Consider the following 14,661-nt stretch of genomic DNA (forward strand, 5'->3'; position numbering starts at 1 on the left):
CACTCATACACAAAGGCGGAATGCACATGCATCACGAGAACAAACAGTTCATCCACTTATTCAAAGACGGTCAGTTCGATGACATTTATCATCAAATGACCGATTCGTGCAAATCTCATTATTCCATGGACATGTTTCATCACGAAGCGTCTTCGTTTCATCATGGAATTCGGCGCTATCGTCTGCTCAATGAAATGGTGTTGAACGGGAGTCGGTATGTATTATGGTCGGATTTCCGAAAAGAAAAGTTATTGTCCATTCAATTCAATCGCGTGAATCAGATTGAATCTATTCAGATGACGGTCACATCCTCTTCAAAAGAGACCAACCCTTTCACGAAAAACAAATATCATCTTCCATTCAAAGAGCAGTGGTTCGTCGTCTCAGAAGGGACGAACATCGGGATGTATCTTCATGAACCGATTCGAAAGAAACGTAATGGCTATGACTTTCTAAAAACAAAAGATCAGCAACCTTACAATCGCAGAAAAGTCGGAATCGATGGCTCGTATGCGTTCGGAGAACAAGTCCTGTCACCACTTGATGGTACAGTTTATCAGGTCGTCGATGGGCTACCAGATGAACCAAATCCTGATCATCCACTCGGAAATCACATCATCATTCAACATAAACATGATGAATACAGCCTTCTCGCCCACTTAGAGAGCGGTTCGATTATCGTCAAAGTTGGAGACCAAGTGAAAACCAAAAAGTTGATTGCCCGCTGTGGACGCTCTGGAAACACAGTAGAGCCACGTTTGCATATGCGTGTCATGAATCACCCGACTGTGAACACCGCGACCGCTCTCCCGATTCGATGGAAAGGTCGACAGCGACCAGTGCGTGGAAAAGTGGTCACTTCCCGCGAAGAGGACAGTTGGTCAAATGGGCTCGCTGGCCTCGATTTTTCAGAACTGCTCTTTTATATTATTCAGGCCATACCGAGATTATTCTTTCACTTTTTCAGATAAGAAGACCCCTCAGAAATCTGAGGGGCCCAACATCACATATCCAAATCTGTGAACGCGAGCGGGACGAGTTCCCCAAGCGTCACTTCTTTCACATCGGCGTTGCCGTTCGTGAGGAGTACTTTGAAGTCAGGATCGCCGAACTCGACCATGACTTGGCGACAGATACTGCAAGGTGGCAAGAAGTCTTCCGTGTCCCCAGACACGGCAACCGCTTCGAAGTCACCTTTCTTGTATCCTTGTGCGACCGCTGTGAAGATTGCTGTACGCTCTGCACAGTTCGTTGCTCCGAACGAGACGTTCTCGACGTTGACGCCGTCGATGACCGTGCCGTCCTTCATGAGAAGTGCCGCACCGACGCGGAACTTCGAATATGGTGAATACGCATTGTCCTTCAATTGGCGTGCGCGCTCGACTAATTGTTGTTGGTTCATCTTAAGTCATTCCTCTCGAATATCGAATGAACTGATGCCAGTCCCCATGCCTCTCATTTTTGGGCAGGATTTATAGCATACACCCGCCTCAAAGAGAAGTCAACGACTTTTTTAGAACGCTTTCATAGAGACACAAAAAAAGAAGGAACTTCCGCTCCTTCTCCCTTCTGATTCACTATCATACCAACTCAAGCTGCGCAACAGGCGCCTCTTCCGTTTCTGTCTGCACGTGATGGCGACCGATCGGAATGACGGACGGTGAGCCGGATACCGGGTCACACATGACCGAACAGCGAAGGTTGAAGACCCGATGGATCAAATCACACGTGATGACGTCAGACGGCTTCCCTTCTGCAATCAACTTCCCTTTATCGAGTGCGAAGATATAGTCCGCATAACGTGCCGACAAGTTGATGTCGTGAAGCACCATGACGATCGTCGTCCCGTACTTCCGATTCAAGTCCGTCAACAAGTCAAGAATCTCGACTTGATACGTGATATCGAGATACGTCGTCGGTTCATCCAAGAAGAGGACGTCCGTCTGTTGGGCAAGTGCCATCGCGATCCAGACGCGTTGGCGCTGTCCGCCTGACAACTCGTCGATGGGACGGTCCGCGAACTCCGTGATGTTCATCATCTCCATCGCCTCAGCGACGGCCTCATAATCGGCTTTCGTCCATCCCTTTAAGAACGATTGATGCGGATAACGACCGCGACCTACGAGATCGGCGACCGTAATCCCTTCCGGTACGACCGGGGACTGTGGCAACATCCCGAGGACACGCGCTAGCTTTTTCGGTGCCATCTTCGAGATCGGCTTGTCATAAAGCGTCACTTGACCAGCACTCGGCTTGATGAGGCGTGCCATCGTCTTTAGGAGCGTCGACTTCCCGCAACCGTTCGCACCGATGATGATGCTGATTTGGTTGCTCGGAATTTCAAGACTGATATCGTTCAAAATCATCTTGTCCTCGTATCCTGAGGTGAGATGTTCCACTTTCATAATGGATGCCATTTAGAAGTCCCCTTTCTGGTTCATCCGAATCAACAAGTATAAGAGATAAGGCGCGCCGATGATACCGGTGATGACACCGACCGGATAGCGTGCCGTGAAGGCGAATTGTCCGACGAGGTCGGCCGCGAGCACTAAGATGATCCCGACAAGCGCCGCCGGCAAAATCCCGGCGTGACTCGTCCCGACGAGGCGCTTCGCGATCGGTCCCGCCAAAAAGGCGATGAAGGCGATTGGTCCCGTCGTCGCTGTCGCGAGCGCAAGCATGAACACCGCCGCAACGATGAGAAGCAATCGAGTTTGGTTCGTATTGATCCCGAGCCCTGTCGCCGCCATTTCACCGAGCTCGAGCATCTCGAGCTGACGGGTGAGTAACAATACAATCGGTAAACAGATGAGTACCGTGATGATTAAAGGCGGCAACTCCTCTAGCTTCGCCCCATTTAAGCTTCCTGTCAACCACCGCATCGCCATCGCGACATCATTTTGTCGGCTGATGAGAAGTAGGTAATTGATGACCGCCGTGAGCATCGCCTGAATCCCAATCCCGACCAAGACGAGGCGACCGATGGAGAAAGATGCCCCTTTGGACAAGAAATAGATGACGAGCACGGTCACGAGTCCCCCGATAATCGACGCAATCGAGATGACCGCTTCGCTCGACTGGAGAACGACGATACAGAAGACGGCAGCCGCACTCGAACCAGTCGTAATGCCGATGACGTTCGGGTTGGCGAGCGGGTTACGAAGCATCGTCTGGAAGATGGTTCCCGCGGCACCAAACGCCGCCCCGGCGAAGACACCGGCGAGCATACGAGGAAGACGCAATACCTCAACGGCGAACGTCGCCCCTTGCACGTCTTCCCCGAGCAAGACGCGGATGACGTCCTGAACGGGATAAATCGTATTACCTAGCATAAGCATCAAGCCGCTCAGCGTGAGCGCGATGACGCTCAAGAGAAGCGTCATCCCGACATAGCGACGACGGCGCTTCATGCGTCCTTGTCTGATTTGTTCAATCGCTGGTTGCATCATAATCCTCGTACTTTCACTTTCATCGTCAATAGAATCAAGATCGGTGCCCCGATGAACGCCGTCACGATCCCGACCTCAAGCTCGCCCGGACTCCCGAGCAAACGTCCAATGACGTCCGAGAAGGTCAGAATGATAGCACCGGCGAGGGCGGACATCGGCATGAGATAACGCTGGTCCGGACCGAGCACGAGCCGAATCAAATGCGGGGCGAGTAAACCGATGAAGCCGATCGGTCCGGCAAGCGCCGTCGCCGCCCCGCATAGAATGACACCTGCGAACGAGGCGGTCAGCTTCAACGTTCCCGTCCGCACGCCAAGACCCTTGGCCATTTCTTCCCCGAGCGCGAGTGCGTTCAAGGAAGGCGCGGTCACGACTGCGATCACGAGACCGATCAATAAGAACGGTAAAAACGTATAGATGGAATCGATATTCCCCGCACCGACACTTCCGACTTGCCAAAAGCGGAACTGATCCATGACGTTCGAGCGTGGGATCATGAGGGCCATGACGAGTGATGACAATGCCGCACTCGTCGCCGCTCCCGCCAAGACGAGTTTGAGTGGCGTTGCCCCACCTCGACCAAGCGAGCCGATACCAAAGACGAAGATCGCCGTCAACAACGCCCCGACGAGCGCGAACCAGATGAACGCACTCGCTGTCGAGATGTTGAAAAATGCGATCCCGATGACGACAGCGAGCGCCGCTCCCGTGTTGACCCCGAGAATACTCGGGTCGGCGATCGGGTTACGCGTCACCGATTGCATGAGTGCCCCCGCCACACCGAGCGCTGCCCCGCACATGAAACTGAAGATTGTCCGGACGACCCGCTCCCGGACGATGTCCGCTTCATACGACTGAACAGCCGGGCGGAATAAACCGTCCAGCAGTTCATTCCACCCGACTGTCCGTGAGCCGAAGGCAAGGGATGCCAGAATACATAGTACCGTCAGTACGAGCGTCCCAATTAAGAGAAGCGGGAAGTACTTCGGGGTATGCATCTGTTTCACCTGTTGTTGCATCATTTTACTTTCGCAAGCGCATCCGATACGCGTGAGACGTACTCATCGATCGTATATTCAATCGAGAGCGGCGTCGGTGTCCCTGCCGCTGCGAGTGGCGTGTTATCTTCGATCAAGACGACCGATCCACGTTCGATGGCTGGTACTTTACTGTAGAGCGGGTCTGCTTGGAGCGCCTTCAACGTATCTTCATTTCCGTATGTGACGAAGATGTCGACGTCGTTCAAGATATCAGCGTTCTCTTTGCTGAGTTCAAGATAGAAGCTGTCCGTTTTCGCTGCTTCGTCTAAGATGTTTTGTGGGTATTCCATCCCGAGTTCTTCGATGAAGGCACCACGTGGGTCACCCGTCGTATAAATATAGAATTTTGAAAGGTCTTCCGCGCTCATTGAGACGAATGCGGCTTTCTTTCCAGCAATCTCAGGAACGGCTGTCGCTTTGTCGGTGATCAACTGCTCCGTGTCCTTGATCAACTGTTCGCCTTCTTCACCGAGTCCCATTGCGAGTGAGTCATAGCGAACCATGTCTTGCCATGACGTGACCCAAGGTGTTTCTTGGTACGCCACGACCGGCGCGATTTGGCTGAGCGTGTCGTAGTCTTCTTGCGTGATCCCTGAGTAGGCCGCCAAGATGACGTCCGGGTTTGAATCCGCGATTGCTTCAAAGTCTAATCCGTCTGTGTCTTGATAGATGTTCGGGTTCTCTTCTCCGAGTGCTTTCAACTTCTCTGCTGTCCATGGAAGCATACCGCTGTCATCTTGGACACCGTAGTTCGCAGCCGAGAATCCGACCGGTACGACGTCAAGGGCAAGTGCGACGTCATGGTTTCCCCATGAAATCGTTGCGACACGTTCCGGTTTCTCTTCGATGACCGTCTCACCGAATGCGTGCTCGATTGTGATCGGGTAACCTTCTGCCGATTCTTCCGTCCCTTCATTCGTGGAAGCGTTCTCAGCTTCTTCCGAACCACAACCGGCTAAGATGAGTGCAAATGCCGATACAAAAATGAACATATGTAACCATTTCTTGAATGTGTTGTTCACGTGATTTTTCTCCTTTTCGAACTTCTCTGTATTTTGTCGATACTGATAATCATTATCATTTATGAGTATAGACCTGCTCCTAAGTCATGTCAACCGCTATTCAGGAAAGAAATATGAAAAAACCTGCCGTTTTAGGACAGGTTGCTTAGGACTTTCGATGCCGTCGCATGACATCTGCGATCGGTTCATCTTGTTTTTCAAGCTCGGATACGATCCGTTCATGGTCCGTGTCGCTTCGGTTCTGGCTCAACTTGAACGTCGTCTGGATGTCGGTGATGTCAATCCGAAACCCTACGACGCCCTGCATCTGTCGCTTCACCGGTTCCGATAACGTCTCCCAACGCACCGCATGCTCACGTTCCCCTTCGTGCTCTTGAAGCATGCCTGCAAGTTCCTCCACTAATTCGTCCTCGTTGAGAATCGTCGCACGTCCATATACGTGTACGGCTTGATAATTCCATGTCGAGACGTCCTCATGGCCGTACCAGGATGCTGACACATAAGCGTCTGGTCCTTGGAAGATGACGAGAACAGTTTGATCTTCAATCGTTCGCCACTGCGGATTCGCTTTTGACACGTGGGTCGTCAGTTGACCGTTCGTCTCATCGAATCGTAACGGGACGTGTGTCGCAATCGGTTTGTCCCCGTCATGCGTCACGACAATCCCAAACGGATGGGCATTAAGAAATGCATGAATCTCAGCTCGTTCTTTTACGGAATATTGATTTGGAATATACATGTCGGACCCCCTTTCTCCTATTATATTCTGAACAAGACGGGTATAACGACACAGAAGGAGGAATGTTTTTATGAAACCAACTATCAAAGCCATCGTCTTTGACGTATACGGCACCTTATTCGACGTCCATTCGGTGAGGGATGCCTGTGAAGAAGAGTTCCCTGAGAAAGGAGCAGCCATCAGCCAAGTATGGCGGACGAAACAACTCGAGTATTTCTTTTGGCGCCACATGATGGGACGCTACGAAGACTTCGATACGGTGACCCGGGACGCACTCCGTTACGCTTTAGCCGTCCATGACGCAACATCCACAGACGACATCGAACAACGTCTGATTGAATCGTATGCGCACCTGACACCGTATGAGGAGGTCGAATCGGTCCTGAAAGAGTTGCATGACGTGAAGACCGTCATCCTCTCGAACGGGACGGACGAGATGCTCGAGGCACTGCTCCGTAACGCCGGACTCACCGATTATTTCGATGAGGTCGTCAGCGTCGACGGGATCAAACAACCGAAACCAACACCAGCCGCCTATATGCATTGGTTCAAGACGTCCGGTCTTCGTCGTGACGAGGTACTCTTCTTATCGTCGAACGGATGGGACATCGCCGGGGCGAAAAACTTCGGCTTCCATGCGGCCTGGATCAATCGGAACGACCTACCGTTTGAAGCGTTCGATGTGGAACCGGATACCGTCTATCCGAATTTGAACAACTTGCCAGAATGGCTTTAATTTGTGAACGACCTCGTGAAAATGAGGTCGTTTTGTGCATCCTCTCCCATGAAAAAGGTGTGCATGCCCGTCTGTTCGAACCCATTGCGCCGATAGAATTGAATCGCTTTTTCATTGTGTTCCCATACGCCCAGCCACATCTTCCGTTTATACAACTCCTTCGCCAATTCGATTGCCTGAGTGAATAATGCTTTCCCCACCCCGTGACCTTGAAACGCTTCTAGTACGTAGATTCGTTCGATTTCAATCGCATCGGTGCCCATCGGTTCGGATTGAGCGTCGCGTACGTTCACTTTCAAATAGCCTGCCAACTCGTCATCTACATATGTAAAGTAGAAATGGGAGTCTGGGTGTGCCAACTCCTGCTTCAACTGCTCAGTCGCATACGCTTTTTCTAGGTAAGCGTTCAAGTGCTCCGGTGTATTGTGATGTGCGAACGTCTCCGTAAACGTCTGGATGCTAACGTGACGCAATGCTTCTACGTCTGTTACTTTTGAAATTTCAATCATGTACCCTTGCTCCTCTCAGTATTCTCGATGCTTTCCTTTCTTCACCTCGGTCCAATCTGTCTCCACATTGCTTCGTACTTTTTTCAGTAGCTGCAACAGTTGCAATTTTTCTTGCTCGTCGAGTCCCGATAACGCGACCGATGTCGAATATTCATGTTCCCGAATGATGTGCGGATACAATGTCTTGCCTTTCTCCGTCACGTACAGGCGTTTAATTTTTTGATTCTCCAAATCTGAGCGCCTTTCAACCCATCCTTCTTGCTCTAATTTTTTGATGGCACGTGCGGCGGTCGTCCGATCTACCTTAATCAACTCTGCTAGTCGCTCTTGAATGATACCTGGGTGTTCAAAAATCCTGACGACGTATAAGTATTTTCCCTTTTCTAAACCGAGTGCCTTGAATTCAATATTGCTGATTGAATCGAGGGCACGCGCAATCATCCCAATCTCTCGCAGATGATCATGCATCAGCAGTCACCTCCACTCTTTTTTGTTGTAAATGCAACAAAAACATTTGATATAAGCATACTTGATTTTGTGAGAGAATGAAAGGAGAGATTTTTTATGAAGAAGGGGATGAATGTGCAATGAGTCACCGCATCTACACGACGAGCTTTGCGAGCGTCTATCCACACTACGTCGCCAAAGCTGAACGGAAAGGACGGACGAAAGAAGAAGTCGACACGATCATCGAATGGTTGACGGGTTATGATGAGACCGAACTCGAACGTCAAATTGAGGATCAAGTCGATTTTGACACATTCTTCGCTTCAGCACCTCGCCTGAATAAAGACCGCGCCCTTATCAAAGGCGTCGTCTGTGGGGTCCGTGTCGAGAACGTCGAAGAACCGCTCATGCGCGAGATTCGCTACTTGGATAAACTCATCGATGAGTTGGCGAAGGGGAAGAAAATGGAGAAGATCTTACGAGGAGGCGAATCATGATGGACGTGACGACACTTGTGGACGAAGCAAGGCTCGATTCCTTCATTCATCTAATCGAGGTCATCGATGACCATTTACCAGAAGGCTTTGAAAAGACGACAGACGGACATGGTGTCCACTACGTCGTCCCGCTCGAGCGATATCCATCTGGTTATCACGTCACACCGGGTACACCGCTTCCCTTTATCAGCGTGATCGCGCAAAAGCGCCATGTCGGACTTTATCACATGGGGATTTACGCCGACCCTGAATTGCTCGCTTGGTTCGAACAGGAGTATGCGAAACACGTCCCGACGAAGCTCGATATGGGGAAAAGCTGTATTCGCTTCAACAACGTGAAACGGATCCCGTTTGATTTGGTCGGGGAACTCGTCGAAAAGATGACTGTCGATGAATGGATTCAGCGCTATGAAGGAAACCGAGGCTAACGCTTCGGTTTTTTCGCACATTCGTTTTCTGTCATGAACGATGAATGCGGTATGCTTAGGAAAAAGGAGGGACGCCTCATGCCACGCTGGCTAAAAATCACTTTGTTCTTACTCGTGTTTGGCACGTTGTTCTATATCACCCATTTCCACTATGAGTTGCGTCCGTCTGACATTCGCGACATCGTCTTGTCGTTTGGGTTTTGGGGTCCTCTATTCTTTATATTCCTTTACGCCATCGGTCCGGTCGCCTTTTTACCGACGTCCGTGCTGTCACTTGGAGCCGGTCTCGCGTTCGGCGTCTGGCCAGGGGTCCTCTATATCATCATCGGGGCGACCGCTGCTGCGACGACCGGTTACGTCATGGGACGCTTCTTCGGACGCTCGGTCGTCAACGTCGACCGCTATCCGTGGTCAGAGAAACTGTTCACCCAGATGGAGCGTCGCGGTTTCTTATATGTGTTCGTCTTACGACTCATCCCGCTCGTCAGTTTCGACTTGCTCAGTTACGCCGGAGGCATCTCGCGCGTCCGTTTCCGCGCGTTCGTCCCGGCGACCGTACTCGGCATGATTCCAGGGACGTTCGCCTACAGTTTTCTCGGTGCGAGCCTCGCATCAGGTAGCGTCACAACGATTTTCATCGCCGCACTTGTCTTCGTCGGGTTGATTGTCATCACATATATCTTCCGTGAGCCCGTCAAGAAGTGGCTTGGATTAAATTGAAAAATCGATTTTCCTTCCTCACAAAAAGGCGTTTGAACACCTAAACCCTAATCCTGTAAATTATATATGGGAATAATATCCACATTGTTGATTGAAGGAGAATCGATTCGTGCTAAAAAAATCAATCGTCTGTCTGTTCACTGTGTTTCTCTTGTTCATTTCCTCTGTTCCGGCTTCTGCAAGCGAGTTTCATCCTCGTTATAACAAAGGTGAGATGGTCTATCTGACGTTCGATGATGGACCGAATCAGTATACGCCTAAATTGCTAGACGTCCTGAAACGCTACAACGTGAAGGCGACATTCTTTATTCTTGGAAAGAAAATCAAAGGAAATGAGGCTATTCTTCAGCGGATTGTTGACGAAGGAGATACCATCGGACTACATAGCATGACCCACGACAAAAAGATTTTTTATCGTTCACCGAAAACGGCAGTCAACGAGATGAAACAGGTTCAACAGTTGATTTTTGATATTACCGGTGTGAAGTCGACAACGATACGTGTCCCTTACGGAAGTGTGCCCCATATGACAAAAGCACATCGCCAGGCGATGGAGAAGGCCGGCTTCCACATGTGGGACTGGAACGTTGATACGCTCGACTGGAAATACAAAAAGGATCAGAACGTGATGCGCTATCAAACCATCAAACAAGTGCGTGCCCATCGTTCTTACTATCAGGCATCGATTGTCTTAATGCACGATCACGCCACTTCCCCAGAATCTCTCTCCTATATGTTGAGACATTTGACACGTGAGAAGTTTGTATTTTTGACGACAGACCAGGCAAAGGAACCGTATCATTTCTACAAAAAATGGTATGGCACATCACATTGAACGTTTGAATTGGAGCCTCGCGCTCCTTTTTTGTGCGTCGAATATGCAATTCGAATAAACTTCTGGGACATCCGTCCGATATGTATAGAGCCACAATAAATGAACACGAGAATGTGAGGAAAGAAACATGAGTTTGATGAAACGAAATCAGTTGATGTTGTTGACGACGTTATTGATTGTGATGACGTCGGTTGTCGTCCATTTGCTTCACCGTTTTACGGAATTTGCCTACACGTATACGATTTTACGAAACGGCGCGGGTGGCTATGTGTACTCGAATGTGACATGGGTGCTCTTCGCGCTCCCACTCGTCTTCCTCGGGATGATGCTCGTCAGCCTGAAGCGAGAAAGCAAGATGTTCCCGTATTGGATGATGCTGACGCTCACCTTTGCAAGCATCTCGACGGTCGCCGGTGGACAAGGACTCGTCGAGTATCACTTCTCCATCTTTGTCGTCTTGGCCATCCTGTCGTTCATGCGGCGTATCGACTTGATTTTATATAGTGCCACCATCTTTGCAGTACAGCATTTGGCAGGGTATTTCTTATTTCCTGAAATGATTTGTGGGACGAGCGACTACCCATTTAGCTTATTGCTCGTCCACGCTGTATACTTGATTTTGCTCAGTGCCGTACTCGTCGCCCAGATTCATTTCCGCAACAAGGAGACGGAACGTGTCGAAGCGCACGAACAGGAGACGCGACAGTTATTGCAACAAGCCATTCATGACGTCAGCTCCCTTGTTCAGTCCTTGAATAGCCACGCGGAAGAACTCGAATCGGCTGCGAATCAGTCGCTCGAATCTGGTGAACAAATCGCCATCACGGTCGACCCAATCGTCGCGCACGCTTCGTCTCAACAAGCTTCGATGGTACAAGGTGCGGATGAGATTCAATCCATTCGTTCGCTGACCGCGCTCATCCAGGAACGGATGGCGCAAACGGCAGCAGCTTCGTCCCGTATCGCCAAAGACGCCCTCTCCGGAAATACAGATATGCGTCTCATGGAAGAAAAAGTACAGGAAATCATCATGGAGTCCGAGCAACTTGAGCAGATTGTCGCGACGATGACGAATCGTTCCTCTGAAATCCAAGGCATCTTGCAGCAAGTCGGCTCAATCAGTGAACAGACGAATATGCTCGCCTTGAACGCATCGATTGAAGCTGCCCGTGCTGGAGAAGCTGGTCGTGGATTCGCGGTCGTCGCCTCTGAAGTCGGGAAGCTTGCCGTCCAGTCTCGAGAATACGCATCGGAAATGACGCGCGTCCTCGGTGGATTGATGGAAGATACGACGGTCGTCTCGAAGTCAGCTCACCTCTTCAAACAAGCGACTGAAAACTGTCAAACGGTCACAAACGACGTGACGGCTGTCTTCGGTCGTCTCACGGAAGACGTATCGGAAATCGACGCACAAATTGCCTCGATCCAAGAGACGAGACAACTCGTGACGACACAGATGGAGACGCTCGAGACACGCCTCGAATCGACGAAACATGCCTCAAGTGAACTGCAACAACAGATTTACCACGTGGCTGCTGCAACGGAAGAACAGGTAGCTGTCCAAAAAGAACTCAGTTCCATGTCGGACCGCCTCGCCGTCACGGCGAACGCACTTGAAGATGTGACGACTCAACTCGAAGATCACGCATCCCGCGCCTAACACAAATGCCCCCGACCGGTCGGTCGGGGGCATGTTGTTTATCGGTCGAGCAATTGACGAATTCCTTCTTGTAATGGTGTGACCGGACGTCCGAGAACCGGTTCAAAGTCGCTCTCATGAATCTCGAGCGTTCCTTGACGGATGCTTCGCTGGATGCCGGCGAGAAGTGCAACCACGTCATCAGGCATCCCTGCCCCGCGCATCGTCTCTTCATATGCCTCAAGGTTCAGCTCTTGCATCATGACGTCACGTCCTAACACTTCACTGAGTGCATCGACTAGATCTTTTTGTGTATGGAGCGGTCCTGACAATTCATATACCGCACTCTCTTGCTGTTCTTTCAACAGGACGTTCGCCGCTGCTTCCGCGTAGTCTTGTTGAAGCGCCCAGCCGACCTTCCCGTCCCGGGCCGCCGTGATCCACGGTGCCCCGTCAACGACTGCCTGCATGCTCGGCAATTCGTTCTCTAAGTACCAGTTGTTCCGCAAGAACGCATACGGAATCCCCGATTCCACAATCGCTTCCTCTGTGACGACGTGTGGGGGTGCCATCAAGTTCTCACTGTCTGTCGCATCGGCCAGACTCGTATAGGCGATGAAGGAAACACCAGCCCGTTTTGCCGCCTCGACCGCGTTCGTATGTTGACGAATCCGCGTGTCGTTGTCGCCATCTGCCGAGATGATTAACAGACGCTCGACACCTTTGAACGCTTCATCGAGTGTGTTCGGCTGATCAAAATCTCCGTGGCGTACATCAACCCCACGTTCTTTCAGCGATGCTGCTTTCTCCGGATTGCGCACGCTAACCGCGAGGTCACTCGCATCGATGGATTTGAGTAACTCCTCTACAATTTTTGATCCTAATTTACCGGTTGCCCCGGTGACTAAGTATTTCATTTTTGATTTCCTCCCCTACGCTGTAATCGAATCAGTTACATGTAATCATGATAATTACAGGTAACTCATTTGTCAATTATTCTTTCCCTGTTATACTAAACATGTAACAAAGTTGTTTACATGCATGAATAGAAAGGGAGAAATTTATGACGATCAGTAGTCGATTTTCAGTGGCAATCCACATGCTGACTCTTGTCGCACTTTCACCGCCAGAAGTCATCTCGTCTGATTTTTTAGCGCGGAGCGTAAATACAAACCCTGCCCTCATTCGAAAAATTATGGCTATGTTGAAGAAGGCTGAATTGATTCAGGTCAAACCTGGTGTTGCTGGTGCGACCCTCACAAAATCATTAACCGAAATCTCACTTCTCGAAATTTATCAAGCAGTTTCCGTTGTTGAACCGAATGAATTGTTTGGAATTCATGACCAGCCAAATCCCGCTTGCCCAGTCGGCCGAAATATTCAAGCGACAATAGAGCCTATTTTTATTACGGCTCAATCCGCAATGGAACGTGTACTCGAACAGATTATGCTTTCAGACGTTGTGAAAGATATTGAGCAACTAACAAATTGAAAGATGTACTTCATGAAATCACTTTTTAAAAGAGTGATTTTTTTTCATCCCCCCTTCTTGACTTTAAGTTCATATGACCCTATATTAATGATATAAAAGTTCATACGAACTTAAAAGGAGGAATTGTTGTTGACCCTACTCATCGGGTTTTTACTCATCGTCATCTTCATGCTCGCGCTTGACCTCGGGGTGTTCCACCGTAAGGCACACGAAGTCTCGCTCCGCGAGGCATGGACATGGACGTTTGTCTGGATCGGGATTGCCATCTTATTCGGGGGCTGGTTGTTCTACACGCAAGGTAGTACGGCGGCAACGGAATATGCGAGCGTGTACTTCATCGAGAAGGCACTCGCCATCGATAACGTCTTCGTCTTCTCCCTTGTTTTCGCTTATTTCGCCATCCCGCTCAAGTATCAGCACAAAGTGTTGTTCTGGGGGATTCTCGGAGCCATCTTCTTCCGCGCAGTCTTCATCGTCGCTGGTGTATCGCTTTTAGAAAACTTCGGTTGGGTCTACTACGTGTTCGGAGCGTTCCTCGTCTATACAGGTTGGATGATGTACAAGAATATCGGGAAAGAGGAGTCGCTTGAAGAAAATAAGACGATTCGTTGGCTTGAGCGACGCCTTCCGATCACACAAGACATTTCATCTGGGAAGTTCACGAAACGGATCAATGGGAAGTTGTTCTTCACACCGCTCTTCATCGCGCTCATCTTCATCGAGTTGTCGGATATCGTTTTCGCTGTCGACTCGGTCGCCGCGAGCTTCGCGTATTCACGTGACCCGTATATCATCTTCTATGCGAACATCATGGCGATTCTTGGACTCCGTAGCCTCTACTTCGTCCTCGCCAACTTGATTGACCGTTTCTACTATTTGAAACACGGTCTCAGCTTCATGCTCGTCTTCATCGGGGCGAAGATGATTTTAGGTGATGTGTACAAGATGCCGATTTGGATGTCACTCGGGACAATTGTTCTCGTCATCTTGATTAGCGTGCTCTATAGTTTCTACAAAACGAAACCTAGTTCGTCCAAACACGTATAATGAATCAATCGGTCCATTTCGTCGGTGTTCTTTCTTTGAAAATCGGGTAATCATTGAGGTG

18 protein-coding genes are annotated in these 14,661 nt (G+C 50.0%); 9 read left to right on the forward strand and 9 right to left on the reverse strand.

The window, feature by feature from the left end; all coding sequences use genetic code 11:
* Window positions 1–26 precede the first annotated feature (26 nt).
* Window positions 27–971: a M23 family metallopeptidase gene (locus ON063_RS02095; RefSeq protein ID WP_274664070.1), complete on the forward strand. Its 945-nt coding sequence runs from the start codon at window positions 27–29 to the stop codon at window positions 969–971.
* 32 nt (window positions 972–1,003) lie between these two features.
* Here ON063_RS02095 and ON063_RS02100 read toward each other — a convergent pair whose 3' ends face one another.
* The 6 genes from ON063_RS02100 to ON063_RS02125 all read right to left on the reverse strand — a co-directional run bounded on the left by ON063_RS02100 (window position 1,004) and on the right by ON063_RS02125 (window position 6,250).
* Window positions 1,004–1,402, reverse strand: coding sequence for a cytidine deaminase (locus ON063_RS02100; RefSeq protein ID WP_074035820.1), 399 nt, complete (start codon window positions 1,400–1,402; stop codon window positions 1,004–1,006).
* Window positions 1,403–1,580: 178 nt separating this feature from the next.
* On the reverse strand, window positions 1,581–2,417 hold the full coding sequence (locus ON063_RS02105) for an ABC transporter ATP-binding protein (protein WP_214687506.1): 837 nt from the start codon (window positions 2,415–2,417) through the stop codon (window positions 1,581–1,583).
* A complete protein-coding gene (locus tag ON063_RS02110) occupies window positions 2,418–3,449 on the reverse strand; it encodes a FecCD family ABC transporter permease (protein WP_274664071.1) in 1,032 nt (343 codons plus the stop codon). It lies immediately after the preceding gene.
* Window positions 3,446–4,471 (reverse strand): FecCD family ABC transporter permease, encoded by a 1,026-nt coding sequence (locus ON063_RS02115; RefSeq protein WP_274664072.1) that lies wholly within the window; start codon window positions 4,469–4,471, stop codon window positions 3,446–3,448. The genes ON063_RS02110 and ON063_RS02115 overlap by 4 nt, the downstream gene beginning before the upstream one ends.
* Complete coding sequence (locus tag ON063_RS02120; protein ID WP_446719119.1) at window positions 4,468–5,481, reverse strand: iron-siderophore ABC transporter substrate-binding protein; 1,014 nt, start codon at window positions 5,479–5,481, stop codon at window positions 4,468–4,470. Before ON063_RS02120 ends, ON063_RS02115 begins: the two co-directional genes overlap by 4 nt.
* Window positions 5,482–5,656: 175 nt before the next feature.
* Entirely contained in the window at window positions 5,657–6,250 is a 594-nt protein-coding gene (locus ON063_RS02125; protein ID WP_274664074.1) for an FMN-binding negative transcriptional regulator, read from the reverse strand.
* A 70-nt stretch (window positions 6,251–6,320) separates the two neighbouring features.
* On the opposite strand from ON063_RS02125, the gene ON063_RS02130 reads away from it, so the two are divergent.
* Entirely contained in the window at window positions 6,321–6,986 is a 666-nt protein-coding gene (locus tag ON063_RS02130; RefSeq protein WP_274664075.1) for a haloacid dehalogenase type II, read from the forward strand.
* Here ON063_RS02130 and ON063_RS02135 read toward each other — a convergent pair.
* Both ON063_RS02135 and ON063_RS02140 read right to left on the reverse strand, forming a co-directional pair.
* Window positions 6,983–7,495, reverse strand: coding sequence for a GNAT family N-acetyltransferase (locus ON063_RS02135; RefSeq protein ID WP_274664076.1), 513 nt, complete (start codon window positions 7,493–7,495; stop codon window positions 6,983–6,985). The genes ON063_RS02130 and ON063_RS02135 overlap by 4 nt on opposite strands.
* Before the next feature lie 15 nt (window positions 7,496–7,510).
* Window positions 7,511–7,963, reverse strand: coding sequence for a MarR family transcriptional regulator (locus ON063_RS02140; RefSeq protein ID WP_274664077.1), 453 nt, complete (start codon window positions 7,961–7,963; stop codon window positions 7,511–7,513).
* A 119-nt stretch (window positions 7,964–8,082) separates the two neighbouring features.
* Here ON063_RS02140 and ON063_RS02145 point away from each other — a divergent pair, with 119 nt between their 5' ends.
* The 5 genes from ON063_RS02145 (at window position 8,083) to ON063_RS02165 (ending at window position 12,082) form a co-directional block, all read left to right on the forward strand.
* Window positions 8,083–8,439: a DUF2200 domain-containing protein gene (locus ON063_RS02145; RefSeq protein ID WP_274664078.1), complete on the forward strand. Its 357-nt coding sequence runs from the start codon at window positions 8,083–8,085 to the stop codon at window positions 8,437–8,439.
* A complete protein-coding gene (locus ON063_RS02150; RefSeq protein WP_274664079.1) occupies window positions 8,436–8,867 on the forward strand; it encodes a DUF1801 domain-containing protein in 432 nt (143 codons plus the stop codon). Before ON063_RS02145 ends, ON063_RS02150 begins: the two co-directional genes overlap by 4 nt.
* 78 nt (window positions 8,868–8,945) lie before the next feature.
* Window positions 8,946–9,587, forward strand: coding sequence for a TVP38/TMEM64 family protein (locus tag ON063_RS02155; RefSeq protein WP_214744494.1), 642 nt, complete (start codon window positions 8,946–8,948; stop codon window positions 9,585–9,587).
* 109 nt (window positions 9,588–9,696) lie between these two features.
* Window positions 9,697–10,422 (forward strand): polysaccharide deacetylase family protein, encoded by a 726-nt coding sequence (locus tag ON063_RS02160; RefSeq protein ID WP_274664080.1) that lies wholly within the window; start codon window positions 9,697–9,699, stop codon window positions 10,420–10,422.
* Between the two features lie 127 nt (window positions 10,423–10,549).
* Window positions 10,550–12,082 carry a methyl-accepting chemotaxis protein gene (locus ON063_RS02165; RefSeq protein ID WP_274664081.1) on the forward strand — a complete coding sequence of 511 codons (1,533 nt, stop codon included), beginning with the start codon at window positions 10,550–10,552 and terminating at the stop codon, window positions 12,080–12,082.
* 38 nt (window positions 12,083–12,120) lie between these two features.
* Here ON063_RS02165 and ON063_RS02170 read toward each other — a convergent pair whose 3' ends face one another.
* Window positions 12,121–12,978: an SDR family oxidoreductase gene (locus ON063_RS02170; RefSeq protein WP_274664082.1), complete on the reverse strand. Its 858-nt coding sequence runs from the start codon at window positions 12,976–12,978 to the stop codon at window positions 12,121–12,123.
* Between the two features lie 146 nt (window positions 12,979–13,124).
* Here ON063_RS02170 and ON063_RS02175 point away from each other — a divergent pair, with 146 nt between their 5' ends.
* Together ON063_RS02175 and ON063_RS02180 are read left to right on the forward strand one after the other, a co-directional pair.
* The gene (locus ON063_RS02175; RefSeq protein ID WP_274664083.1) at window positions 13,125–13,553 is read left to right on the forward strand and encodes an Rrf2 family transcriptional regulator; all 429 of its coding nucleotides are present in this window, start codon (window positions 13,125–13,127) and stop codon (window positions 13,551–13,553) included.
* 129 nt (window positions 13,554–13,682) lie between these two features.
* On the forward strand, window positions 13,683–14,600 hold the full coding sequence (locus ON063_RS02180) for a TerC family protein (protein WP_274664084.1): 918 nt from the start codon (window positions 13,683–13,685) through the stop codon (window positions 14,598–14,600).
* Window positions 14,601–14,661 lie beyond the last annotated feature (61 nt).

It is taken from the genome of Exiguobacterium sp. B2(2022), assembly GCF_028823655.1.
GTDB lineage: Bacteria > Bacillota > Bacilli > Exiguobacteriales > Exiguobacteriaceae > Exiguobacterium > Exiguobacterium aestuarii_A.

Coding starts and splice junctions, on each gene's coding strand:
- ON063_RS02095 (WP_274664070.1), top strand. CDS start 27: ATGCATCACGAGAACAAACAGTTCATCCACTTATTCAAAGACGGTCAG.
- ON063_RS02100 (WP_074035820.1), bottom strand. CDS start 1,402: ATGAACCAACAACAATTAGTCGAGCGCGCACGCCAATTGAAGGACAAT.
- ON063_RS02105 (WP_214687506.1), bottom strand. CDS start 2,417: ATGGCATCCATTATGAAAGTGGAACATCTCACCTCAGGATACGAGGAC.
- ON063_RS02110 (WP_274664071.1), bottom strand. CDS start 3,449: ATGATGCAACCAGCGATTGAACAAATCAGACAAGGACGCATGAAGCGC.
- ON063_RS02115 (WP_274664072.1), bottom strand. CDS start 4,471: ATGATGCAACAACAGGTGAAACAGATGCATACCCCGAAGTACTTCCCG.
- ON063_RS02120 (WP_446719119.1), bottom strand. CDS start 5,481: ATGTTCATTTTTGTATCGGCATTTGCACTCATCTTAGCCGGTTGTGGT.
- ON063_RS02125 (WP_274664074.1), bottom strand. CDS start 6,250: ATGTATATTCCAAATCAATATTCCGTAAAAGAACGAGCTGAGATTCAT.
- ON063_RS02130 (WP_274664075.1), top strand. CDS start 6,321: ATGAAACCAACTATCAAAGCCATCGTCTTTGACGTATACGGCACCTTA.
- ON063_RS02135 (WP_274664076.1), bottom strand. CDS start 7,495: ATGATTGAAATTTCAAAAGTAACAGACGTAGAAGCATTGCGTCACGTT.
- ON063_RS02140 (WP_274664077.1), bottom strand. CDS start 7,963: ATGCATGATCATCTGCGAGAGATTGGGATGATTGCGCGTGCCCTCGAT.
- ON063_RS02145 (WP_274664078.1), top strand. CDS start 8,083: ATGAGTCACCGCATCTACACGACGAGCTTTGCGAGCGTCTATCCACAC.
- ON063_RS02150 (WP_274664079.1), top strand. CDS start 8,436: ATGATGGACGTGACGACACTTGTGGACGAAGCAAGGCTCGATTCCTTC.
- ON063_RS02155 (WP_214744494.1), top strand. CDS start 8,946: ATGCCACGCTGGCTAAAAATCACTTTGTTCTTACTCGTGTTTGGCACG.
- ON063_RS02165 (WP_274664081.1), top strand. CDS start 10,550: ATGAGTTTGATGAAACGAAATCAGTTGATGTTGTTGACGACGTTATTG.
- ON063_RS02170 (WP_274664082.1), bottom strand. CDS start 12,978: ATGAAATACTTAGTCACCGGGGCAACCGGTAAATTAGGATCAAAAATT.
- ON063_RS02175 (WP_274664083.1), top strand. CDS start 13,125: ATGACGATCAGTAGTCGATTTTCAGTGGCAATCCACATGCTGACTCTT.